Origin of the sequence: Solimonas sp. K1W22B-7 (assembly GCF_003428335.1) — a bacterium.
GTDB lineage: Bacteria > Pseudomonadota > Gammaproteobacteria > Nevskiales > Nevskiaceae > Solimonas_A.
This window is the reverse complement of the sequence record NZ_CP031704.1, coordinates 703097-725562: the sequence shown is the minus strand read 5'-3', so window position 1 is coordinate 725562 and position 22466 is coordinate 703097. Positions and strand designations below refer to the sequence as shown.

General features: G+C 69.0%; 19 protein-coding genes. 10 read left to right on the top strand and 9 right to left on the bottom strand.

Annotation, left to right across the window (positions count from 1 at the left end):
• Positions 1 to 27 precede the first annotated feature (27 nt).
• Positions 28 to 657, bottom strand: a complete 630-nt coding sequence (locus tag D0B54_RS03615) for a hypothetical protein (protein ID WP_117289271.1) — start codon at positions 655 to 657, stop codon at positions 28 to 30.
• Positions 658 to 1090: 433 nt separating this feature from the next.
• Here D0B54_RS03615 and D0B54_RS03610 point away from each other — a divergent pair, with 433 nt between their 5' ends.
• Entirely contained in the window at positions 1091 to 1921 is an 831-nt protein-coding gene (locus tag D0B54_RS03610; RefSeq protein ID WP_162932170.1) for an HDOD domain-containing protein, read from the top strand.
• 210 nt (positions 1922 to 2131) lie between these two features.
• Positions 2132 to 3031, top strand: a complete 900-nt coding sequence (locus D0B54_RS03600) for a mobilization protein (protein WP_240433543.1) — start codon at positions 2132 to 2134, stop codon at positions 3029 to 3031.
• A gap of 40 nt (positions 3032 to 3071) precedes the next feature.
• Here the strand turns inward: D0B54_RS03600 and D0B54_RS03595 are convergent, their stop codons facing one another.
• Positions 3072 to 3686 (bottom strand): hypothetical protein, encoded by a 615-nt coding sequence (locus D0B54_RS03595; protein WP_117289263.1) that lies wholly within the window; start codon positions 3684 to 3686, stop codon positions 3072 to 3074.
• Between the two features lie 121 nt (positions 3687 to 3807).
• Here D0B54_RS03595 and D0B54_RS03590 point away from each other — a divergent pair, with 121 nt between their 5' ends.
• Positions 3808 to 4155: a zinc ribbon domain-containing protein YjdM gene (locus D0B54_RS03590; RefSeq protein WP_117289261.1), complete on the top strand. Its 348-nt coding sequence runs from the start codon at positions 3808 to 3810 to the stop codon at positions 4153 to 4155.
• 10 nt (positions 4156 to 4165) lie between these two features.
• On the opposite strand, the gene D0B54_RS03585 is transcribed toward D0B54_RS03590, so the two are convergent.
• The 4 genes from D0B54_RS03585 to D0B54_RS03570 all read right to left on the bottom strand — a co-directional run bounded on the left by D0B54_RS03585 (position 4166) and on the right by D0B54_RS03570 (position 9724).
• Positions 4166 to 4699, bottom strand: a complete 534-nt coding sequence (locus D0B54_RS03585; protein WP_162932169.1) for a hypothetical protein — start codon at positions 4697 to 4699, stop codon at positions 4166 to 4168.
• A 197-nt stretch (positions 4700 to 4896) separates the two neighbouring features.
• Positions 4897 to 7791: a penicillin acylase family protein gene (locus D0B54_RS03580; RefSeq protein WP_117289257.1), complete on the bottom strand. Its 2895-nt coding sequence runs from the start codon at positions 7789 to 7791 to the stop codon at positions 4897 to 4899.
• 71 nt (positions 7792 to 7862) lie between these two features.
• Positions 7863 to 8159: a putative quinol monooxygenase gene (locus tag D0B54_RS03575; protein WP_117289255.1), complete on the bottom strand. Its 297-nt coding sequence runs from the start codon at positions 8157 to 8159 to the stop codon at positions 7863 to 7865.
• A gap of 2 nt (positions 8160 to 8161) precedes the next feature.
• Positions 8162 to 9724 carry an LVIVD repeat-containing protein gene (locus D0B54_RS03570; protein WP_117289254.1) on the bottom strand — a complete coding sequence of 521 codons (1563 nt, stop codon included), beginning with the start codon at positions 9722 to 9724 and terminating at the stop codon, positions 8162 to 8164.
• Between the two features lie 101 nt (positions 9725 to 9825).
• On the opposite strand from D0B54_RS03570, the gene D0B54_RS03565 reads away from it, so the two are divergent.
• From D0B54_RS03565 to D0B54_RS03545, 5 genes are all read left to right on the top strand, one after another.
• Entirely contained in the window at positions 9826 to 10434 is a 609-nt protein-coding gene (locus D0B54_RS03565; protein ID WP_117289252.1) for a QsdR family transcriptional regulator, read from the top strand.
• A gap of 70 nt (positions 10435 to 10504) precedes the next feature.
• Positions 10505 to 12007, top strand: a complete 1503-nt coding sequence (locus D0B54_RS03560; RefSeq protein ID WP_117289250.1) for an LVIVD repeat-containing protein — start codon at positions 10505 to 10507, stop codon at positions 12005 to 12007.
• Between the two features lie 254 nt (positions 12008 to 12261).
• A complete protein-coding gene (locus D0B54_RS03555; RefSeq protein WP_117289248.1) occupies positions 12262 to 13653 on the top strand; it encodes a hypothetical protein in 1392 nt (463 codons plus the stop codon).
• 181 nt (positions 13654 to 13834) lie between these two features.
• Positions 13835 to 15538 (top strand): GGDEF domain-containing protein, encoded by a 1704-nt coding sequence (locus D0B54_RS03550; RefSeq protein WP_162932168.1) that lies wholly within the window; start codon positions 13835 to 13837, stop codon positions 15536 to 15538.
• A gap of 185 nt (positions 15539 to 15723) precedes the next feature.
• A complete protein-coding gene (locus tag D0B54_RS03545; RefSeq protein WP_117289244.1) occupies positions 15724 to 16527 on the top strand; it encodes an enoyl-CoA hydratase/isomerase family protein in 804 nt (267 codons plus the stop codon).
• Positions 16528 to 16540: 13 nt separating this feature from the next.
• Here D0B54_RS03545 and D0B54_RS03540 read toward each other — a convergent pair whose 3' ends face one another.
• Both D0B54_RS03540 and D0B54_RS03535 read right to left on the bottom strand, forming a co-directional pair.
• Entirely contained in the window at positions 16541 to 16909 is a 369-nt protein-coding gene (locus D0B54_RS03540; RefSeq protein WP_117289242.1) for a glutaredoxin domain-containing protein, read from the bottom strand.
• Between the two features lie 70 nt (positions 16910 to 16979).
• Positions 16980 to 17810, bottom strand: coding sequence for an alpha/beta fold hydrolase (locus D0B54_RS03535; protein ID WP_117289240.1), 831 nt, complete (start codon positions 17808 to 17810; stop codon positions 16980 to 16982).
• 154 nt (positions 17811 to 17964) lie between these two features.
• Between D0B54_RS03535 and D0B54_RS03530 the strand changes: the two genes are divergently transcribed.
• Positions 17965 to 18588: a TetR/AcrR family transcriptional regulator gene (locus D0B54_RS03530; protein WP_162932167.1), complete on the top strand. Its 624-nt coding sequence runs from the start codon at positions 17965 to 17967 to the stop codon at positions 18586 to 18588.
• Positions 18589 to 18740: 152 nt separating this feature from the next.
• On the opposite strand, the gene D0B54_RS03525 is transcribed toward D0B54_RS03530, so the two are convergent.
• Positions 18741 to 20156, bottom strand: coding sequence for a DUF1329 domain-containing protein (locus D0B54_RS03525; RefSeq protein WP_117289236.1), 1416 nt, complete (start codon positions 20154 to 20156; stop codon positions 18741 to 18743).
• A 134-nt stretch (positions 20157 to 20290) separates the two neighbouring features.
• Here D0B54_RS03525 and D0B54_RS03520 point away from each other — a divergent pair, with 134 nt between their 5' ends.
• A complete protein-coding gene (locus tag D0B54_RS03520) occupies positions 20291 to 22435 on the top strand; it encodes a DUF1302 domain-containing protein (protein ID WP_117289234.1) in 2145 nt (714 codons plus the stop codon).
• Positions 22436 to 22466 lie beyond the last annotated feature (31 nt).

Sequence of the window (22466 nt, the reverse complement as noted above, 5' to 3'; positions counted from 1 at the left end):
GTACTCCGTGGGGGCTGCCGGAAGAGTCTAGCGGCGCGCGCAGGCCTTGTAGAAGGCGTCCAGGTCCTTCTCGTGCGCTGGATTGCCGGGGCCATCGTCGATGCTCAGCTCATGGATGCTCTGGAACGGCGCCTGCTCGCAGCCCTCGGTGCAGGCGTGGCTGTAGCGGACCATGCCGTCGCGCTTCGCCTGCTGCGTGCTGCGACCGAACACGAAACTGCTGCGCCCGGCGCCATTGCGGCGATGGCAGGCGATCCCGGCGATGCTGACGCCGCTGGCGGCCGGCTCCGGGGCCCTGGCCTTCTTCTTGCCCTTGCCGGCCGGCTTTTGCGGGGACGGCGCACGGATGGCGATGCTGCAGTAGGCGGCGCTGCCGTAGTGCTTCGCCTCGCCGGTGGGCGTGCCCTTGGCCGGGTCCCACTGGTCCAGGGCGACAGCGAGGCTGGTGCCGGGCTGGCCAGCCGTCTCCCGCGCCAGCTGGTCCAGCAGGTCCCAGTCCAGCGTAATGGTGTTGCGGCTGAAGTCGCTGGCGCGCGACAGCTGCCAGAACGTGCAGGCGGCGGCATTCGGCGACATCAGGACCACCTGGTCGTCCCAGTCGGCGGCCTGGCAGGGCAAGGCAAGCAGGAATGCGGCCACGGCGAACAGTCTGCGCACGGAATCTCCCCTTATGGTTTCGTTGTTGTCGGTTACGGCTGAAGCGGAGGATAGGCCCTAGGACCGCCCACGAAAAAGGGCCGGGGCGGCTGCCTGGCAGCCCGCCCCGACCCTCTTTCAATGCGGCCTTACTTGGCCGGCGACGGGTGCGCCTGCTTGGCGGTCACCTTCTCCGGGTTCTTCAGGGCGAAGCGCTTGGAGACGATGCGGTTGTTGCGGTTCAGGCGGTAGACCGTGGTGGCCATGGGAATGCACTCGTGGGGTAAATGAGGGTGCGCAGCATAAGCCTTTGCACGGGCCGGCGCCCGCCCGGAGGGGCCGCCCCTCATTTGCTGCACCGCCACTAGATACAAGCTACTGGGGGCTCAAGCCCGCCGCGGCGGGGCCGCTAGGTCTCCGGATACCCCCAGAAAAGCCCCACCGGAGAATGCCCATGGCCGTAGCCGACGCCCAGAGCCTGCTGGACCACATCAACAACCTCCCCACCGTGCCCAAGGCGATCCGCGACCTGATGGTGGAGTTCGACAAGCCCGAGGCCGACGTCGGCCGGGTGTCGCGCCTGATCGGCGCCGACCCGGTGCTGTCGGCCAAGCTGCTGCGCATGGCCAACTCGGCCTTCTACCACCGCAAGGGCACGGTCAACCGCCTGCAGGACGCGGTGGTGTTCGTGGGCACCCATGCCACGCGCAACCTGGTGATGTCGGTGGGCTTGTCGGGCGCCATCCGCTTCCCGGCGCAGTTCCCGGCGCAGTCGTTCTGGCGCTACAGCCTGCACTCGGCAGTGGCCGCGCGGCACCTGGCACATGCCCTGCACGCCGACGCCGAGACCGCCTTCGCCGTGGGCCTGATGCGCGCGCTGGGCGAGCCGCTGGCGGCCAGCGTGATGGGCACCGAGATGTCGGCGCTGGACCAGGTCTGCCCGTTCTACGACGAGGCCCGCACCGGCGCCGAGCGCAGCCGCCTGGGCTTCACCTACGTCGACGTCACCGCCGCACTGGCGGAGCGCTGGCACTTCCCGCAGCCGATGGTGGCGGCGCTGCGCGAGTCGCAGGGCGCCCCCGAGGGCCCGGACAGGAACCTGGGCCAGCTGGTGGCGCTGGGCGCCTGGATGGCCGGCGAGTTCGAATGGCGCCGCAGCCCGCCCTCGCAGCTGCCGGCGGTGGTCACGGCGCGCCTGCGCTCGCTGGGCCTGGAAGACTCGGCGCTGCACGACATGCCCTCGCTGCCGCATATGTCGGAAGGGCTGGAAGCGCTGGTGCACTGAGGGGCACCGGCCCGTCATGGCCCCTGCCCTGGCGATCTGATGGGGGGCGGCCCAGCGCCGCCCCTGCGGTCCTCGCCCTGCAAGCCGGACTTCCCGGGTGCTACCCTCCCCGGGTCTGAAGTCGCCGCCCGCCGGATGGCACGCCGCATGCGTGCTTCTGCCCGCTCACGACATCCCCATCCAGAGCGGCCAGCCGGGCAAGCAAGACCCTTGAATCATCCCATTCCCATCAAGCTGCGCCTTGCCTGGAGGCAGGGCCGGCTGTCCGTCGCCGACGCGGTGCAGACCGCGCTGGACGACGCCTCCGCGGAAGCCGCCGAGGCGTCGCTGCCGGCGCCGGCAATCGCGCCCGTCCCCGCAGCCCCGTCCCCGGCACCGGACGCAGGCATTCCCACCCCCGACCCCACCCCACCCGGAGCAGCGCGCATGGCAACGATCCATTTCATCGGCGGCGAGAAGGGTGGCGTCGGCAAGTCGCTGATGGCGCGCCTGATGGCGCAATACCTGATCGACCGCCAGCTGCCCTTCCTGGGCTTCGACTCCGACGGCTCGCATGGCGCGCTGCTGCGCTTCTACGCCGACTACGCCTCGCCGGTGGTGATCGACGACTACGCCAGCCTGGACAAGGTGGTGGAAGCGGCCGTGGACGATCCCCAGCGCCGCATCATCGTGGACCTGGCGGCGCAGACGCAGCGGCCGCTGGTGCGCTGGATGGAGGAATCGGGGATGCTGGAACTGGCGCGCGAGTTCGGCATCACGGTGCGCTACTGGCACGTGATGGACTCGGGCCGCGATTCGGTGGACCTGCTGGCGAAGCTGCTGGACCGCTTCGGCGCGCAGCTGGACTACACCCTGGTGCTCAACCAGCTGCGCGGCGAGGATTTCGACATCCTCGAGGCCTCCGGCCAGAAGGAGCGCGCGCTGGCCCTGGGTGCCAAGCTCGTCTCGCTGCCGAAGCTGCATGACGCGGCGATGACGCGCATCGACGCGCGCAGCACCAGCTTCTGGGCGGCCGCCAACGACGGCGTCGGCCTGAGCCTGATGGAGCGCCAGCGCGTGCGGGTCTGGCTGGCCAAGGCCTACGCAGAGCTGGAGCAGGTCGGGGCTTGAAGCGTCATGCGGGCGTGACGCTGGACGACGCCCGCTCCGCTCAGGCGGCGGTGGCTGCCCTGCCGCCCGCCTGCCGCGCCCACAGCCGCAGACCCATCAGCGCCAGCAGCAACACCACGCCCAGCAGGTACTCCGGCCCCTGCGGAATGCGCTTGGCGAAGGACACCAGGAAGATCAGCCAGACGTAGTGCGCGCCCACCGTGTGCAGCAGCTTCCAGCGGCGCGCACCCAGCAGCGCCACCATGCGGTCGAAGGAAGTGGCGGCCATGGCGAAGATGAAAACATAGGCCAGCCCGCCGCCGATGCGGTTGGCCAGCGGCGAGATCGTGCCGAACTCCACCGGGTCCAGGCGGGCGAAGGCGACGATCGCCGCCAGGTGCATGGCATGAGAAGCGGCGAAGGACACGCCGAAGTAGCGGCGATTGCGCAGCAGCCAGGTGCTGAAGGCGCCGGGCCACAGGCGCCGCAGCGAGGCGGCGGCAAAGGCCAGCGCGAACAGCGCCAGCGAGGTGCGCGCCGTGGCGCGGATCACCAGGCGGATGCCGTCCTCGCCCGGGACGGTGGCCAGCATCGCAAGGCACATCGCCGCGAGCAGCACCGTGATCAGCCAGAACAGATGCCAGCCCTGCAACAGACGCCGTGAAGATTCGCCCATGCCGCTCTCTCCGTTGATCCCCGGGCGCAGGTTGCGGCGACTGCCGGTAGGGTGCAAGCAGTAAATCCGGGGGCTTCGGCCGCATCGCGTAGAATCCGCGGCCCTGCATCGAGCCGCCCCCATGATCCACGTTCCCCCCTGCCCCCGGTGCCAGCTGGAAAACACCTATCCGGACGGCGAGACCTTCATCTGCCCGGACTGTGCCCATGAGTGGCCGATGGTGGCAGCAGCAGCGGCGGCGGAAGAGGCCAGCGATGCGTTGGTGGTGAAGGACGCGCACGGCAAGCTGCTGGCCGACGGCGACTCGGTGACGCTGATCAAGGACCTCAAGCTCAAGGGCTCGTCCACCACGATCAAGGGCGGCACCAAGATCAAGGGCATCCGCCTGGTGTCGGGCGACCACGAGGTGGACTGCAAGGTCGACGGCATGAGCATCATGCTCAAGGCCATGTACCTGAAGAAGGCCTGAGGCTCAGTCCTCAGCGCGGGTGCAGCCCCAGCTGCGCCAGCAGGCGTTGCGGCATGAGCAGGCGCAGCGCACGGACCGTGACCCGGGCGTCGGGCAGCAGCATCGTACCGAGTTCCAGCTTTACTCCTCCCTCGCCGTGGAAGCGATACCAGCCGCGCTGGTAGGACACACGCCGCACCTGCTCCCACGCCAGTCTCTGACGGCGAATGCCGCGCAGACCGAGGAAGGACTGCGACAGCCCCTCGTTGTCCAGCTCGATCGATCCCAGGCTGTGGAAGCGTGCGAGCAGCCAGCCGCAGGCGAGGATCAGCGCGATGCAGCTGGCAACAGCGAAGGCGTGGTTCCAGCTCAGCTGCGAGGCCTGGCTGAGCAGGCCTGCAAGCATCAGCAGCATCGGCGGCAGCGGGGCCACGCCCAGCAGCAGTCGCCGCCAGGACGGGATGCGCAATCGCGGCGGGGCTTCGAGCTCGAGACCCTCTGCGCCCTCTCCTGCCGGCACACCCTGCCGCGGTGCCATCGCCACGATCCATTTGCGAAACAGCACGGTGAACTCCCTTTCCCCAGGTGTTGGGGGGAGTGTGCTGAGAAGCGGTTGCCTCTTTGTAGTAGAGAAAAATTACCGACGGCGCCGCAAAGCTGCCCTGCATCGCGTCTGGCGACACAGGCTGTCAGCCATCGGCCGAAATGGCGTAGGACCCTTCCGACAGGGCATTCATAACGGGCCGTTCTGCTAGAACCTCGTCAGGGTTTCTCGTAACCCACCCGATGCACCCAGGAGCCGCGATCCTCATACGGCATGGTCACGCAACTCGTGCCCGGGATCGTATCCGAGCCCGGCCCGATCACGCCCGACAGCGAGCACAGCTGCGACCGCGGATGGATGCGCAGGCACTTGCCCAGGTCCGCCACCGTCAGCGGCGTACCGCTGTTGTACTGCGCCGCCAGCGCACTCATCGCGCGGTTCAGCGCCGCCAGCATCACGGCGTCGCGCCCGCGGTTGGCGGTGTAGTCGCGGCGCAGGGCCAGGCCGGAGCTTTCCGGCTTGAGGATGCGCAGCACCAGGTTGTCCATCACGCTCTGGTCGTAGACGTGGCTGCCGACGCCGGCGACGCGGCCGTAGACCGTCAGGCCGGCCCCGGCGTCGGGGTTGTTGGGATCGGGATCGGGCACGCCGCTGTCGATGACGTGCTCGCGCAGTTCGCCGAACAGCTCGTCGCGCAGGCCGATGACGATTTCGCCGAACAGGGTTTGCGGCACGCCATCGCGCGTCTCGGCGGACTCCACGTCCTGCGTCGGGCCGAAGGCATCGCCGTTCCAGGCCAGCACCTGATCCAGCGCGGCCTTCTGCACCTCGCTGAGCTGCGCGGCAGCAGTGCTGCGGAAGCTGCGCAGCAGCGGCAGGTATTCGCGCGCGCGGTGATCGCGGATGCCGTGGTGGCGGTCGATCCCGCGCAGGTCCTGGAAGCTCCAGTCGCTGCGGCTGGCGAGCTTGTCGAGCACGCTGGTGACGCGGCCGCCGGCGCCGCCGGGACGCGAGGTGCTGCCCAGGCCCTCGCCGTCGAGCCAGCCGAAGGCGGGTTTGTTGTTCCAGTTGCCGACGTAGCCCTGCGGCGGATCGACCACCTGCGGCAATTCGCCGAAGGCCAGCGGCGCGCCGAAGTCGTAGGCGCCGGTGCCGGGGCTGGGCAGGCGCATGTCGCTGTCGGGGCTGCGGCGCAGGAACAGGCCGGGGTGGAAGTAGGCGATGTGCCCGTCGCGCGTTGCCACGGTGACGTTCTCGTTCCAGGTGACCTTGGCGGTGGCGGCCTTGAACTCGGCGAAGGTCTTCGCCTTGGACCAGGCCGTGACACCCTCGATGGTCTCGATCTCGCGCTGGAACATGGCGTACTGGACGCTGCGCGCCAGCCCCGCCGCGTCGTCGCGCGCCACGATGGGTCCGTGCACGCTGCGGCAGATGCGCGCCGGCACGCTGAGGATCGCCGGGCCGGCCGGGATGCCCTGCGTGGCGGCGCGGTAGCGGATGCTCTCGTCGCGGCAGTCCATGTCCTTCCACTGGCCGTTGTGGAAGTACTGGTCGGCTGCGCAGGTATTGGCGGCCTGCTGCGCGGTGGAACAGATCGTCTCGATGAAGGAGTCGATGGTCTTGCTGTAGCCGGTGGTCAGGCCCCAGGCGGCGTGCTCGCTGTAGCCGATGCCCACGGCCGGCAGCAAGGGCACCGAGGAGCCGCGCGAGTGGTAGTCGCCGGCATGCAGCTCGAACTCCACCAGCAGCAGCGGGTAGCTGTAGCCCAGCTGCGGGCCGCTGACCATCAGCGTGCCGCGGTCGCGGGTGCGCGAGGGGGCGAGCGCATAGGCCATGCTGCCGCCGTGCAGGTGGGCGCGCAGTTCGCCGAGCGCTTCGATCACCTTGCGCGTGGCGGCGCGGGCCGCGGCGGCTCTTTCCTTTGTCGCCTTATTACCCGGACCGTTCACCCCGAGTAGCGCCGCCGAAGGCGCCGCGTATCGAGGGGCTGCGCCTGCCTTGGAGCCCTTCCCCTTCGGATAGACCACCTCGCCCGCCGCGCCCAGCCCCGCCGGCAGGCTCGGCGGCGCAATCGGCAACGTGCAGGGGAATGGCGTGGCGGCGTGGCCGCTGCCGGGGCCCTTCCACAGCGTGTCGGGCAGGGTCAGCGCCCAGTCCGCCATCTGCCGGAACACAGCCTCGCGACCGGCGGCGGGCTCCGCCTGGTTGGAGAAGCTGCCGGAAGCGCGCGGCACGCTGGTGATGGCCTTGGGATCTTCCAGCCAGGTCATGTCCTGGAAGGCCTTGTAGGCTTCTTCACGCGAGCCGTAGGCGGCCTCCAGCTGCTTGAGCATCTGGATGTTGAGGAACTCGTTGCCGCCCTCGGCGGCGACGAAGCGCGTGATGTAGACGCCGGCGGCCAGCACGTCGCGCACGGTGAACGGCGCGGGGATGGTGGTGAGCAGCGCGTACTCCGCGGGCAGCAGCGTGGGATTGGCCAGTACCTGCGCGCGCCAGGCATTGGCACCGTCGACATAGCCCAGCACCGCGTCCTTGGAATCCTGCGAGCCGGCCTCGAACATCGCCTGGTACTCGGCGTCGGTGTAGGTGACGGTGCGCTGCTGGATGTCGGCCGGCACGCCGCCGCAGCCGGTCAGCTCGGCAAAGTTGCCCACGCCCATGCGCCGCACCGCGTCCATCAGGAACAAGCGGTCCTGCGCTATCGCATAGCCCACGCCATACCAGCCGTCGCGTACGTTGGCGGCATGGATGATCGGTACGCCGTAGCTGTCGCGGTAGATCTCGACGCCTTCCCTGGGCACCAGCGGCGTGCCGGGCCTGGTGCCGAGCAGGCCGGGCTTGGCGTCGAAGCTCCAGTACATCAGGCGCTGGTCGTCGACATGCGCGCCATAGTCGCCGGGATTGCCGGTGAGCAGGCCCTGTACCTGGCCCGCCAGCGAGAAGAAGCCGGACTGTCCCGGCGGCAGCGCGGTCTCGGCCTTGAGCACGAGATCGGCCGGCGGCGTGACGGGGCCGCCGCCACCGTTGCCGTTGCCGTCCGCCTTGTCGTCGGAGCGGCTGCAGGCCGCCAGCAGCGCCACCGCGGTCACCGCGATTACCAGGGGCTTGCGCATGTTCTCCTCCCGCTCTTTTGTTTGCAGGGAGTCTATCCCAGCCGACCGCGGGCACCGCCGGGAGAGTTAGCCTACAGCTTCAACAGCTGCGCCTCGTACACCGCCAGCTCCGGCCGGGCGCTGCACAGCGCCCCCAGCGCGCCGACGAAGGCCCGCGATTCCGGCACCATGAAATGCGTCTTCAGCGCGGCGCCATCGGCCCACTGCTCGACGAACACCAGGCGGTTGGCGTCTTCCACGTCGCGATGCACGGCATGGGAGATGCAGCCTGGCTCGGTGCGCGAGCGGCGCACGTGTTCCAGGCTCAGGGCGACGGCCTGCTCGATGTGCTCGGGCTTCACGGCGGCGCTGCCGGTGACGAGGATCATGCTCAACTCCCGAACGGCCAGACGCCGTTGGTGAACCGCAGCACCATGAAACCGTTGTCGTGGCAGGTGGTCCACAGCTCGCCGCGCTCGGGGATGATGCGGATGTTGGCGGTGCACCAGTCGGTGTCCAGCGCCAGCGGCGAGACGACGTTGCCGTTGCCGCCGGGCAGCGCCAGCAGGCCCTGGCCGGTGCCCAGCGGCACGCGCAGGAAGACGTTGCCGGCATGGAAGGAATGCGGCAGCTGTGCGGCCTTGCCCTTCTGCGCCGGCGGATTGTAGTAGGCGATCTCGCGCGGCCGCAGCGGATCGCGGATGTCGAACACGCGTATGCCGGAGGCCCACTCGCTGCAGGCCATGATCGTGGGATCGGTGGTGCGATCCACGTCGCAGTAGTGCGCCTCGTAGTTGAACAGCGCGCCGTTGCTGGCGCCGTCGTTGGCGACGCGGCTGCGGTGTTCCGCCAGCTGCGCCTCCAGGCGCACATGCGACACGATCTGCGGCCGGGTCTCGTCGGCGATGTCGATGAAGCGCACGCCGCCCTGGCCGTTCTCGTCGATGAAGACGATGTAGGGCCGGCCCTTCACGGTGATGGGGATGGTGGTCTGCGCCAGGCTGCCGTCGGCCCAGAACAGCGAGGAGATGACGCGCGCCTGCGGCAGCGGCTTGCGCGCCTGGATGTCGCTGATGTCGACGATCGTCAGGCCGTTGCCGAGGAAGGGCGAGACCGCGCCGATCTGCGCCAGCAGGTTGGCGACCGTGGTGCTGAGGCCATCGACGTTGAGATTGGTGGTGAGGTTGCCGGGCTGCGCGAGATAGGCGCGGTTGCCGTCGGCGCTGATGCTGAGCCCATGCACCGGGTGCAGGCCGACGTAGAGCAGGCGCGGCGATTCCGGCTCGGACAGGTCGATCGCGGTCAGCGTGGAGTAGTAGGTGGAGCTGGCGTAGTAGGTGCGCCCGTCCGGCGACCAGGCACCCTCGTGGCCGCTGGGCAGGTTCAGCGGCACGCTGGCCTTGAGCACCGGCTGCGTGCAGTCGCCGGAAACGTCGTAGACGTCGAAGAACGGCAGGCCGAAGCCGCCCACCGGCTCGTAGCCGGCGACGCCGGCCAGCAGGCCCTGTGCACTGGCTTTGAGCGACTCCCAGTCGTTGAGCATGGCCAGCGTGCGCAGTTGCCCGGTAAGCCGGGGCTGCGCGGGATCGGATACGTCGAGCACCTGTACGCCGCCGGGGTTGAGCACCGTGGAGAGGTTGGGGAAGCTGGTGTTGAAGTAGCCGCAGTCGCCGTGCCAGGTGAACTGCAGGCCGGCGCCCTGCCCCTGGTACTGCCCGACCCGCTCGAGGTTGCACTGGTAGCCGTGCTGCGAGCGCTCGCCGACGCGGTCCTCCAGCGGCACCTGGCCCTGCAGGCCGGTCTCCGGCAGCGAGCCGGGGCCGCAGCGAGCCGCCGGCACCGCGCCCTCCATCAGCGGCGGACCGCCGCCGCCTTCCGTCACCGGGGCACTGGACTGGCCGCAGGCGGCGAGCAGCAGCGCCAGCAGCGGGGCCAGGGTGCGTGGCTGGGCCATGGCGGGGTCTCCTCGTATTTAATTATTTATGGACAAATCTTATATTCGTCTAATATTGGATACCAGCAGTAAATGTCCAACAAGCTCAGGACCGTATCGACATGACGACGCAAGCCGCCGGGAAACGCGGGTTCCGGCGCCCTACCCCGGACCACCTGCTGGCGCTGGCCACCGCGCGCTTCAAGCGCGGCGAGTTCGGCGACATCGAGGGCATGGCGCGCGAGCTGGGCGTGTCGCGCGCCACCGCCTATCTCTGGGCCGGCAACGCCGACCGGCTCTGCGGCATGGTCATCTGCGGGCTGGCGGAGCGGACCCATCGCGAATCCTGCGCCGCCACGCGCCGCGGGCCCGGCCGTGCCGCACAGGTGCTGGTCCGCTCGATGCGCGCGATCGCCGGATCGCGCGCCTTCCGCCGCTTCCTCGAGGCGGACCCGGAGAAGGGCCTGCGCATCGTCGCCTCCAAGAACGGCCCGGTGCAGCAGAAGTCCATCGAGCTGACCCAGGCGCTGCTGGAGGAAGAGGTGGGCCAGGGCCGCCTGCGGCTCGCGGTGGATGCGCACACCCTGGCCTATGCCCTGGTGCGCCTCGTCGAGTCCTTCCTCTATGCCGACCTGATCGCCGGGGAAGAACCCGATCTCGACAAGGCCGAAACCATTCTGCGGCTCCTGCTGCACCCCGGGCGCAGGAGGACGAGCGTTAGCAGGCCCTAGCCGCGCGGAGGCGCTAAGATCGGGCCACCAGGGCCCGGCAGAGGCCCCCGCGTATCCCGAGGAGACCGAGATGCCCCGCCGCAACCCCCTTGCGTTCATTCCCTCCCTGATCCTGGCCGCGGGCCTCGCCGCCTGCGGCAGTTCCAGCGCCCCCTCCGGCACGGCCGGCGGCGGCGGCTCCGGCAGCCTGCCGGCGGCAGACGACGCGCCCGAAACCGGCATGCAGGGCCAGGTGCCGCTCACCGACCAGCTCAACGGCCGCTCCGCCAACGGCTACCGCAAGGGCCTGAAGCTGGTGGGCCAGAACACCATCATGGACCGCGGCGCCAATTTCGGCCTGGCCTGGATCGGCGACTGCGCCTACGTCACCACCACCTCGGCTGCGCAGCTGATCGGCGCCAGCAGCACCTCGGGCCTGCCGCTCAACAGCCCGCTCAACGGCATGGCAGTGATCGATGCCGCCGACCCGAAGAACCCGAAGCTGGTCAGCATCCTGCAGAGCCCGGCGATGCTGCAGCCGCACGAGTCGCTGCAGGCCAGCGAGTCGCGCAAGGTGATCGTCGCCACGCAGTCGATGGGCACGATCCTCGATGTCTACGACGCCAGCGACTGCCGCCACCCGGTGCTGAAGGCCACGCTGCAGATCGCGCCGCAGATCTCCGTCGGCGGCCTCAACGAGGGCCTGACCTTCCGCGGCCATGCCATGTGCCTGTCCAGGGACGGCATGACCGCCTACGCCACCACCACGATCGCCTACATCAACAACGCCGCGATCGACCTGAGCGATCTCTCCAACCCCAAGGTGGTGAAGCGCTTCGGCCCGGCCGCGCACGACTGCGGCGTGAGCCCGGACGGCAACCGCCTGTACCTCGCGCCCTTCGGCCCCGGCGGCACGCCGCTGCTTCCCAACGGCATGTACATCCTCGACAGCAGCGACTTCCAGCGGCGCGTCGCCGCGCCGGAATTCCGCACGGTGGGCCAGATCAACTGGACGCCCTTCGGCGAGGGCCAGGCCGTGACCTCGGGCTCGCACACCGCGCGCCTGTTCAGGCAGGGCAACAGGAGCTACGTCTTCAGCAGCGACGAATGGCCGGTGGACCTGCCCTGCCCCTGGGGCCACGGCCGCATCATCGACGTGACCGATGAAACCAACCCGGTGAAGATCAGCGACATCACGCTGGAAGTGCAGCAGACCGGCAACTGCCTCAGCTCGCAGCTGGACATCGCCAACTACTCCTCGCACTACGTCGGCTTCGACGACGAGAACAACGCCACCGTGCTGTTCACCACCAACTACGCCTCGGGCCTGCGCGTCTGGGACATCCGCGACCCGGCCAACCCGCACGAAATCGCCTACTGGATGCCCAAGCCGGTCGGCGGCACCGCGCTGCTGTCCACCGGCATGCAGGTGGCGCTGGCCAACGGCACGCGCTGGGACTCGGTGGGCACCTACGTGCGCTACCGGCCGGAGAAGGGGCATGTCTGGATCGCGGGCTATACCTCGGGCTTCCAGATCCTGCAGTTCACCGAGTCGGCGGGGCCGACGGCGCCGCGGCCGAGGGGGAGGCGCTGAAAATTCATTTCCCCTCTCCCACTTGCGGGAGAGGGGTAGGCGAGGGCATGGATGCCCGAGGTAGGGCAACGCATGGAGCAGTTGCCGAGGAGAGGGTTTCTGTAAATCGTGGGACAGCCCACCCGGCCAGGCTCTACAGACACCCTCTCTCCCGCGTTTTGCCGAGCTGGGGAGTGACATTGAGTCACTCCCCAGTAAGCAAAAGCGCTCTCTCCCGCAAGCGGGAGAGAGGAGCAAAGCCTTGCGCCGTTGCCATGGCGTTGCTCTGCCTCCCCCTCCCCGCCTCCGCCCACTCCTTCGGCAAACTCTACAACCTGCCGATCCCCTTCTGGATGTACCTCTACGGCGCCGCCGCGGCGCTGTTGCTGTCGTTCCTGGTGATCGGCTACGGGGTGTCCGAGGCCAGCGCCCTGCGCAACGACCGCTCGCGCGATCTGCCGCTGCGCTTTCCGCGCCTGGCCCTGCCGCTGCTGCAGGCACTCAGCGTCGCCAGCCTCGCCTTCACCATCCTGGCCGGCTTCATCGGCACGCAGCAGCCCTACTTCAACTTCAACATGACCTGGTTCTGGGTCGTGTTCCTGCTGGGCTTCACCTGGCTGTGCGCGCTGGCGGGCGACCTCTATGCCGCGCTCAATCCCTGGAAGCTGCTGAGCGCCTGGATGGGCGAACGGCCCGGGCGCTGGCGCTATCCCGCGCGTCTCGGTTCCTGGCCGGCGCTGCTGCTGTACATGGCCTTCATCTGGCTGGAACTGTTCTCGCAGATGAGCCCGCGCATGCTGTCGGCGCTGCTGCTGGGCTACACCGCGCTCAACCTCGCCGGCGCCTGGGCCTTCGGCCGCAGGGACTGGTTCGAACGCTGCGAATTCCTCGGCCTGTTCTTCGCGCTGATCGGCCGCTGCGCGCCGCTGGAATGGCATGCCGGCGGGCTGCGCCTGCGCCAGCCCTTCATCGCGCTGCTGCGCGAGCCGGCGCAGGACTACAGCCAGCTGCTGTTCGTGCTGTTCATGCTGTCCTCCACCGCCTTCGACGGCCTGCACGAGACCGTGCCCTGGGTGGAAGGCTTCTGGGTGAGCCTGTATCACCAGCTCACGCCGCTGCTGGGCAGCAACATCGTCGACACCTACCCGCTGCTCCGGCAGCTCTACCGCCTCTACCAGTCGGCCGGCCTGCTGCTGTCGCCGCTGCTGTACCTGGCGATCTACCTCAGCTTCCTGTGGCTGGCGAAGAAACTCGCCGGCAGCCCGCTGCCGCTGCACACGCTGGCGCTGCGCTTCGCCTGCTCGCTGGTGCCGATCGCGCTGGTCTACCACGTCACCCACTACTACACGCTGCTGCTGACCCAGGGCCCTCAAGTCCTGAGACTGGCCTCGGACCCCTTCGGTTTCGGCTGGAACCTGCTGGGCACCGCGCAATGGCGCCAGGTCGCCATCCCGGACGCCGGCGTGGTCTGGCATACCCAGGTGGCGCTGATCCTGGCCGGGCACATCGTCAGCGTCTACCTCGCTCACCTGGAGGCAATGAAGCTGATGCCGGGCCGCCGCCAGACCCTGCTGAGCCAGCTGCCGATGCTGCTGCTGATGGTGGCCTACACCACGATCGGCCTGTGGGTGCTGTCGCTGCCGATGACCAGCCAGACGCCGGGCTGATCCTCCGGGCGCGATCTTTTTCCCTCGAATCAAGCGGTTCACGGGGGCGGAACCCCCTGAATCGGAGGAAAACCGGCCTCGTTCATGCCCCTGACATGAACTGACCCGAAAATGAAACTTTGGTCACCTTCCGGCCGCCGCCCTGGCCAGCATGCAGCTACAGCCGCCCCATTTCGCAGAGTTGATCGAGCTCATCGAGCAACGGGCGGTCACTCCCGTCTTCCAGCCGATCATCGACTTCGGGGCGCAGCGCGTACTGGGCTTCGAGGCGACCTCGCGCGGCGCGCTCAACAGCCCGCTGCAGAGCCCCCTGACGATGTTCGAGACTGCGGCGCATGCGCGGATGCTGCCGGACCTGGACCGCGCCTGCATCTCGATGGCCTGCAGCCGTTTCGCCGAGCTGCAGCTGCCGGGCCTGCTGTTCCTCAACTGCAGCCCGGTGAGCTTCGTCGCCGCCGGCCTGCAACAGGCCAGCGCCGAAGCCGCGCTGGGCATTCACGACCTGCCGGCCAGCCGCATCGTCATCGAGATCACCGAGCAGCAGCCGCTGGACGATTTCGCGCCGCTGCGCGCCACCGCCGCCGCCTTCCGCCGCTGGGGCTTCCGCATCGCCGTGGACGACCTGGGCGCCGGCTATGCAGGGCTGCGCTTCTGGAGCGAGCTGAAGCCGGACTACGTCAAGATCGACCGCCATTTCATCGAGGGCATCGACGGCGACACCACCAAGCGCGACTTCGTGCGTTCCATCCTCGACATCAGCCGCCGCCTCGGCTGCCGCGTGGTGGCCGAGGGCATCGAGACCGCCGAGGAACTGGAAACCGTGCGGCGCCTGGGTATCGGCATCGGCCAGGGCTTCCTGCTGGGCCTGCCGCGACGCATCCCGGTGTCCACCGTACCGCAGCTGCTGCTGCAGCAGCGCCGCAGCGTTGGCCTGCGCCTGTCGAGCAAGGCCAATGTCGGCGAGCTGATGCAGGCCGCGCCCACGATCCCGCCCTCGGCCACGGCCGAATCGGTGCTGGACCGCTTCCATGCCGACCGCTCGCTGCTGGCCCTGCCGGTGGTGGACAACGGCCACCCGGTGGGCGTGGTGACGCGACACGAATTGCTGGACCTGTTCTCCGCGCGCTACCGCCGCGAGCTGCACGGCCGCAAGCCGATCCGCGGCTTCGTCCCGCCCAGCGTGATCGTGGAGGAGAACACCTCGCTGGACGAAACCAGCCGCCTGCTCACCGACGACAGCGAGCAGGAACTGGCGCAGGTCTTCATCGTCACCCGGCAGGGCCGCTACCTGGGTTTGGGGCAGACGCGCCGCCTGCTGCGGCGCATGGCAGACGTGCAGCTGGTGCATGCGCGCCACAGCAACCCGCTGACGCTGCTGCCGGGCGCGGTGCCGCTCAACGAGCACATCGAATCCCTGCTGGGCGAGGCCGACGAGTTCTGCCTGGCCTACTTCGACCTCAACCACTTCAAGCCCTACAACGACGCCTTCGGCTACACCCGCGGCGACGAGGTGATCACCCTGCTCGCGCGCTTGCTGCGCGAGCACAGCGATGCCGAGCGCGACTTCGTCGGCCACATCGGCGGCGACGACTTCGTGCTGGTGCTGCGCTCGGCCGACTGGCGCGCGCGCTGCGAGGCGGTGCTGGACCGGTTCGCCCAAGAGGTGCGCCGCTGCTACCCGGCCGAGGCGCTCGATGCCGGCGGTGTGTACTGCGAAGACCGCGGCGGCCACCGCCAGTTCTTCGCGCTGCTGAGCATCGCCGTGGGCGTGGTGCGCCGCGACCGCCACGGCGGCCTCAGTCCCGACGAACTGGTGGCCCTGGCCACCGCCGCCAAGCGCGAGGCCAAGCGGCAGGCGGGGAACACGATTTTCGTACGGGGTTAGTCACGACCCGCGGTGTGGGAGCGAGCTTGCTCGCGATCTTTGGGAAACGGTCGCGAGCAAGCTCGCTCCTGCCTTTCCAGCCGTGCAATCCAAGCCCCCGATCCGGCTCGTTCGGCTTTTTTCGGAGCCACAGCGCCCCCGGCATGCTGTAATCCGCAAGCATGCAATTTGCGGAGAAACGCGCCATGAACCCCGAACCCGGCATCACCGTGGAAGCCCGCGGCGCCATCGAGATCCTGACCCTCAACCAGCCGGACGCGCTCAACGTGCTGACGCCCGAGGTGATCGACGAACTCGCCGACTACTACGAGGCCCTGCAGCACCGCACCGAGGTGCGCGTGGTGATCCTGCGCAGCACGGGCCGCGCCTTCTGCGCCGGCGCCGACCTCGGCTCGCAGGCCTTCGCCGAAGCCGGCAGCGGCCGCATCCATCGCCAGGGCGACATCCAGCAGCGCTATGCCAGTGTGATCCGCCTGATGCGCAGCTGTCCGCAGCCGGTGATCGGCCTGGTGCACGCCGCGGCCTGCGGTGCCGGCTTCTCGCTGGTGCTGGCCTGCGACATCCGCTACGCCGCGCCGGAAGCGAAGATGAACGCAGCCTACCTGCGCGTCGGCCTGGGCGGCTGCGACCTGGGCTCCGGCTACCTGCTGCCGCGCCTGGTCGGCCTGGGGCCGGCCTCGGAGTTCCTGCTCAGCGGCCGCTTCATCGGCGCCGAGCGCGCGCTGCGCATGGGCCTGGTCAGCGAGGTGGTGCCGGCCGGGCAGTTGCTCGACACCGGCCTGGCGATGGCCGCCGACATGCTGCGCGCCTCGCCGCTGGGCCTGCGCATGACCAAGGAAACGCTCAATGCCCTGATCGACGCGCCGAGCCTCGACGCCGCGCTGATGATCGAGAACCGCCAGCAGATCATGCTGACCGGCACCGAGGATCACCTGGAAGCGGTGGCGGCGTTCCGCGACAAGCGCGAGCCGCGGTACCGCGAGCGCTGACGCGCCGGTCCGCTCAGCCCTGCAGCAGCTTCTGCAGCTCGCCCGACTGCTGCAGCTTCTCCAGGTCGCTCGCGCCGCCGACGAACTGGCGCTTCACGAACACCATCGGGAAGGTCGGCCAGCCGGTCCACAGCTTCAGCGCGTTGCGGCGGCGCCAGGTGTTGAAGTAACTGCCGTATTCCAGGTACTTGTAGCTCAGGCCCGCGGCGTCGAGCAGCTTGCGCGCCTTCTTCGGGCTGGGGTTCTGCGCCATGCCCACCACGACGATGTCGTTGGCAGCCACCGCCGCCGAGACTTCCTCGACGATGTCGCGCTGGTGCTGGGCAATGGTCTCGCGGATCGCGGGATGGATGCGGGCTTCTTCGAGGATCAGGCGAGGCACGGCGGACTCCGGTAGGGCGATGTTGGCGCGGAGTATCGGTGGCGTCGATGACAGGCGCAATCGCGCCCCGTCAGCCGTTGCGGGCCAGGAAGCCCTCGATGATCCGGTTGACCTCTTCCGGCCGCTCCAGGCCGGCGAGATGGCCGGTGCCGTCCATCACCAGGAACTCGGCGCCGGGGATGGCCTTGGCCATCTCGGTGGTTTCCGGCACCGGAAAGGTCGGGTCCTCGATGCCGGCCAGCACCAGCACCGGCGTGCGGATGCGCCCGAACAGCTTCCGCTGGTCCGGCCGCGCCGGCACCACGCTGTTCACCGCCCAGTAGACGGATTCCGCGTTCAGGCGCCCCAGCGCCTCGCGGATCGCTTCCGCCACCCCGGGCCGCTCGCGCGCCGTGGTGGGGCCGATGAAGGCCTTGATGGCGCGCGCCACGAAGGGCCCGCGGAAGGCGCCGAGCTTGCGCACCACCTCGGTCAGCAGGCGGAACTCCAGGCGCTGGCGCAGGCCGGCGCGCGAGGCGGTGGCGTTCATCAGCACGGCCGCGCCGATGCGCTCCGGGTACAGCGCCGCGAAGGTCCCGCCGATCATGCCGCCCCAGGAGTTGCCGACGATGTGGGTCTTCCCGATACCCAGCGCGTCGAGCACCTGCACGATGCACCGGGCGCATTCCTCGAAGGTGAACCTGCGGGTCAGCGCCTCGCTGCCGCCGTGGCCGGGCGAATCCACCAGGATCACGGTATGGCCCGCGGCGAAATGCCGCGCCTGCGCCAGCCACATCGAGCCGTCCATCAGCAGGCTGGGCCAGAACAGGATGGCCGGCCCCTGCCCGGCCACGCGCAGGCGCAGGCGCAGCCGGCCCAGCACGGTGGGGATGTAGCGGTCCTGCAGCTTCAGGTCGTTCATGCCCCAGCACGTTAGCGGCCGGGGCCGCCGCTGGGAAATGCGCGGTTTGGATGGCCGCCCATTCTTTTGCTGCATGGTTGCCCCTGCCGCCTATCGACACCAGCGCGCGGGTGCTGGACAATATTGTCACAGCGTAAACATGTCAGGGACGAACATGCCGAAGACCCCGGGGCCCGCCAAGCCGCGCAAGCGCGCGCCGGCGAAGCGTGCCTACCTCAGCCGCGACCTGCGCCGGCAGACGCTGCTGGAAGTGGCGGCGAACATCGTCGAGACCGAGGGCTGGGCGGCGCTCAACATGAGCCTGCTGGCCGAGCGCGGCGGCACCAGCCGCCAGCTGATCTACCAGCATTTCCCGAGCATGGAACAGCTGCTGGCCGATACCGCCTGGCAGATCTTCACCGAGGTGATGAAGGGCACCACCGACTCCATCGCCGCCAACCCCGGCAACCTGGCCGAGGCCGCCAAGTCGGCCGAGGCCTACTCGCTGGACCTGCCGCCGGGCCGCGGCGACGCGCTGTGGCAGCTGATCGCCGGCACCGCCGGCAGCACGCCGGAGCTGGACCAGATCCGCCTGGGCATCCGCAAGCTGATCAGCGGCATCTGGACGCCGGTGGTGCGCAAGGAACTCGACATGAGCGAGGCCGACGCCAAGGTCTACGCCTGGATGTCGATCCTGGCCTTCTGGGGCATGCGCCAGCTGGTGCGCGACGGCGAGATCAGCAAGGCGCGCGGGGTGAAGCTGTTCAACGGGTTCATCGAGCGGGTGGCGAAGCCGTAGCGGCAGGAAATCCGCGTATGACCTCCCCCTCTCCCGCTGGCGGGAGAGGGTTGGGGTGAGGGTGGAGCCCTCAATCGGCGGCGAGGTGCGTAACCGCCACCGCACCACCCTCACCCCCGCCCTCTCCCGCCAGCGGGAGAGGGCGCAAAAAACTACTTCCGCAACTTCCTGCTCGCCAGCGTCTGCGGCCGGAAATAGCTGTCGTCCAGCTGCAGGCTGAAGTCCGGGTAGTCGTCGCCGGAGAAGCTCGCGGTGACGAAGTAACGCCCGCTCTGCAGGTCGTAGTGCACTTCCGGGCTGCCGCTGGTGGCGGGCACGAAGGGGAAGCTGGTCAGGTGCGCTTCCTGGAAACGCCAGAGCTGGTTGCGGCCGTCGTAGCAGTCCACCAGCGCGATGCTCCAGCTGTCCTCGTCGACGTAGAACACGCGGCGCTGGAAGGCATGGCGCAGGCCCGGCTTCACCGTGGCCTCCACCACCCAGACGCGGTGCAGCTCGTAGTGCCCCAGCTCGGGGCTGATGTGGCCCTTGCCCACCAGCTTGTCGTAGGTGGTGGCCGCGCCGAGCACCGGCGTGGAGTTGTAGGGGATGTAGACCTCGCGCTTGCCCAGCAGCTTCCAGCTGTAGCGATCCAGCGCGCCGTTGTACATGTCGGTCTGGTCGTTGAACATCAGGCCGTCGGCGGAGGCCTTGGGATTGTCGTAGCCCACGTTCGGCGCGCGCCGCGTGCGGCCCAGGCCGGGGTTGAAGATCCAGGCGCTGCGGCCGCCCTCGGTCTGGTCGGTGGTCTCGTGCACCAGCAGCATCTGCCCGGCGATGCGCTTGGGTGTCAGCACCTCCTGCAGGTAGTACAGGATGATGCCGTCCTCGATCGCGCCCGGCGCCTTGGGATCGCCGTACTTGAACTTCACGTCCTCGACGATGCGCGCCAGCTGGTAGCTGCCGTCCCGGTCGACGATCACCTCGTTGTTGAAACGGCGCACCGCCGAGCCGCGGAACTTGAGCTTGTGGTTCCAGATCACCTCGGCGCCGCTCCTGGGGATCGGGAAGGGCACGCCCAGCTTCGCCCCGGTGACGTGGTCGGTGCCTTCCAGCGAGGCCTTCACCGCGTTGACCCGGGTGGCCGCCTCCACCGCCGGCGGCAGGAAGGCGGTGCGCAGGCTGGGGAACACGCGCATCCGGTAGCTCGGGTAACGCTCGAACATCGCCTTGTGGCCGGCGCTGAGCTTGTCGGCGTACGGGGCCAGATTGGCCTTGGTGATGACGAAGGACGGCTTCTCGGCCGCGCCGTTGGGCGCCAGGGCCCGCGCCAGGCCGGCGGGGTCGCTCTTGCGCAGGCGCTGCAGGTCGTCGTAAGTCAGCTTGAGCTGCTCGGGGCGATAGCGCTTGGGCCCTTCCCAGGCCGGGATCGTGCCGGAGGCGTTGGCGGCGGCCTCCGCCCCCGCGGGCGTCAGCTCCTTCCCCAGTTTCGCCGCCTCGGCCTCCGGCACGCCCGCCGCCGCCAGCGCCGGCCACAGCGCCAGCATCCCCGCCCCCAGCATTCCGCCCCACCATCCGCTTGTCCGCCGCATGTCTCTCTCCAGGCCCGGCTGCGCGCTTGCGCGTCTTTTTACATGGTGTAAACTTTACACTGTGTAAATCTTGCGTCAAGACCCCGGCCACGGGGCGGCGGCAGACCGCCGCGGCGCGCGGGGGAGGAGAGACGATGAAGCGTGGATGGTTATTGCCGGCCCTGTGCCTGGCGCTGCCGGCACAGGCGGCGGACTTCGAACTGGGGCCGGTCAGCGGCGCGCTCAACACGCGCGTGTCCTTCGGTGCCGCCATGCGCGTGCAGGAGCGCGACAACCGCCTGGTCGGCAAGCTCAACGTGCCCGGCCAGCAGGATCTCTGCGTGGAGGACGACTGCCAGTCCGCCCAGGGCAACGCCGCGCCGAACCAGCGCCTGGTTGATGCCCGCGGCAGCTTCTCCGGCGTCAACGAGGACAACGGCAACCTCAACTACGACCGCGGCGACCTCAGTGCCGCGATCTTCCAGATCCGCCCCAAGCTGGAAGTGGTCTGGGAGGACTGGCAGTTCCAGGCCTCGGGCCTGCTGTTCCACGACGTGGTCAACAGCGGCTTCGACGAAACCCACAACGACACGCGCTTCCAGCCGCGCCACACGCGCCGCAGCGGCGCGGTGGAAGACCTCTATGCCAGCGGCCACCGCCTGGGCAACCTGTTCGTGGCACGCAGCTTCGCGCTGGGCGACCACGAACTGTTGGTGAAGGTCGGCAACCAGGTACTGAACTGGGGCGAGGCCAACGTCGTGCAGTTCAACACCCTGGCTGAGATCAGCCCGCTGGACGCGCCGGTGCTGGGCATGCCCGGCTCCGAGCCGAGCCAGCTGCAGCTGGCCGTGCCGCTGGCCGTGGCCAGCATCACGCTGACCGAGGAACTGGCACTGGAAGCGCTGTACCAGCTGCAGTGGCGCGGCGCGAAGCTGCCCGCAGCCGGCAGCCTGCTGTCCTTCAGCGACATCGCCGGCCGCGGCGACTACGCCATCACCGGCTTCGGCAACTACAGCGAAGACCCCGAGGGCCAGTTCAGCCCGGCGGGCCTGGTGTCGCTGGTGTCGCAGTCCACGCGCACTCTCCACATTCCCGACGAAAGCTTTGGCGCGCCGCGCGACGACGGCCAGTATGGCCTGCGCCTGAACTACCTCGCCGACTGGCTCAACAACGGCACCGAACTCGCGTTCCACTACCTGCACTACCACAGCCGCTACCCGCTGCTGAGCGGCTACGCCGCCGATGCCAGCTGCACCCGCGATTCTCCCGGCGGCGGCTTCGCCGGCGCACTGCTCGCCTGCCAGGGTTTCAATGCCTCCTTCAACCCGCTGGGCCTTGAGCCGCTGCCGGTGGACAGCGCGCAGCTGTTCCTCGACTACCCCGAGGACATCGATCTCTACGGCATCAGCTTCAACACCAACCTCGGCGACTGGGCGCTGTCCGGCGAATACGCCTTCCGGCCCAACCAGCCGCTGCAGGTGCTGCAGTCCGACGTGCTGTTCGCGGTGCTGGGGCCGGCCTTCCCGGCGCAGGACATTCCCATCGGCGCCGCCACGCTGTCGGACCCCAACCTGCTGGCCATGCTGCCGGCGCCGTTGCTGCCAGCGGTGCAGAACCTGCAGTCGGCGCTCACCTCGATGCTGCCGGCCGGCGCGCTGTTCACTCTGCCCGGCGAGGACAACGCCGCGCCGGACTTCCTGTCGCGCTACCGCGGCAAGAGCATCGGCGCCGGCGACTACGTGCCCGGCTACGAGCGCCAGAAGGTGTCGCAGATGACCCTGACCGGCATCCGCAACTTCGTCGACAACCCGGTCGGCGCTTCGCAGATCCTGTGGGTGATCGAAGGCGCCGCGTTGCTGGTGCACGACATGCCGGATCGCGGCGAGCTGTACTTCGAAGGCGCCGGCGACCGCACGCATCCCTCGGCCGGCGCGGATGGAACGGGCACACCCGACGGCCAGCCCGACACGCGCCACGTGAACCCGACGCAGATGCGCAGCGGCTTCGGCGACGACCTGGCCTACGGCTACCGCAGCCTGCTGCGCCTGACCTACAACGAGCTGCCCGGCAACATCACGCTGTATCCGACCTTCCTGTGGCTGCACGATCTGAAGGGCATCTCGCCCGCGCCGATCATCAACTTCATCGAAGGCCGCAAGGTGCTGGTCAGCAGCCTCACCGCGGAGTTCGAGAACGACTGGACGGCGGGTGTGAGCTACCAGATGTTCACGGGCGGCGGCACGCATCACCGGCTGCGCGATCGCGACAATGTGTCGCTTTTCGTGGCCTGCGTGTTCTAGTGCGGCTTACCCGTAGGAGCGGCTGTTAGCC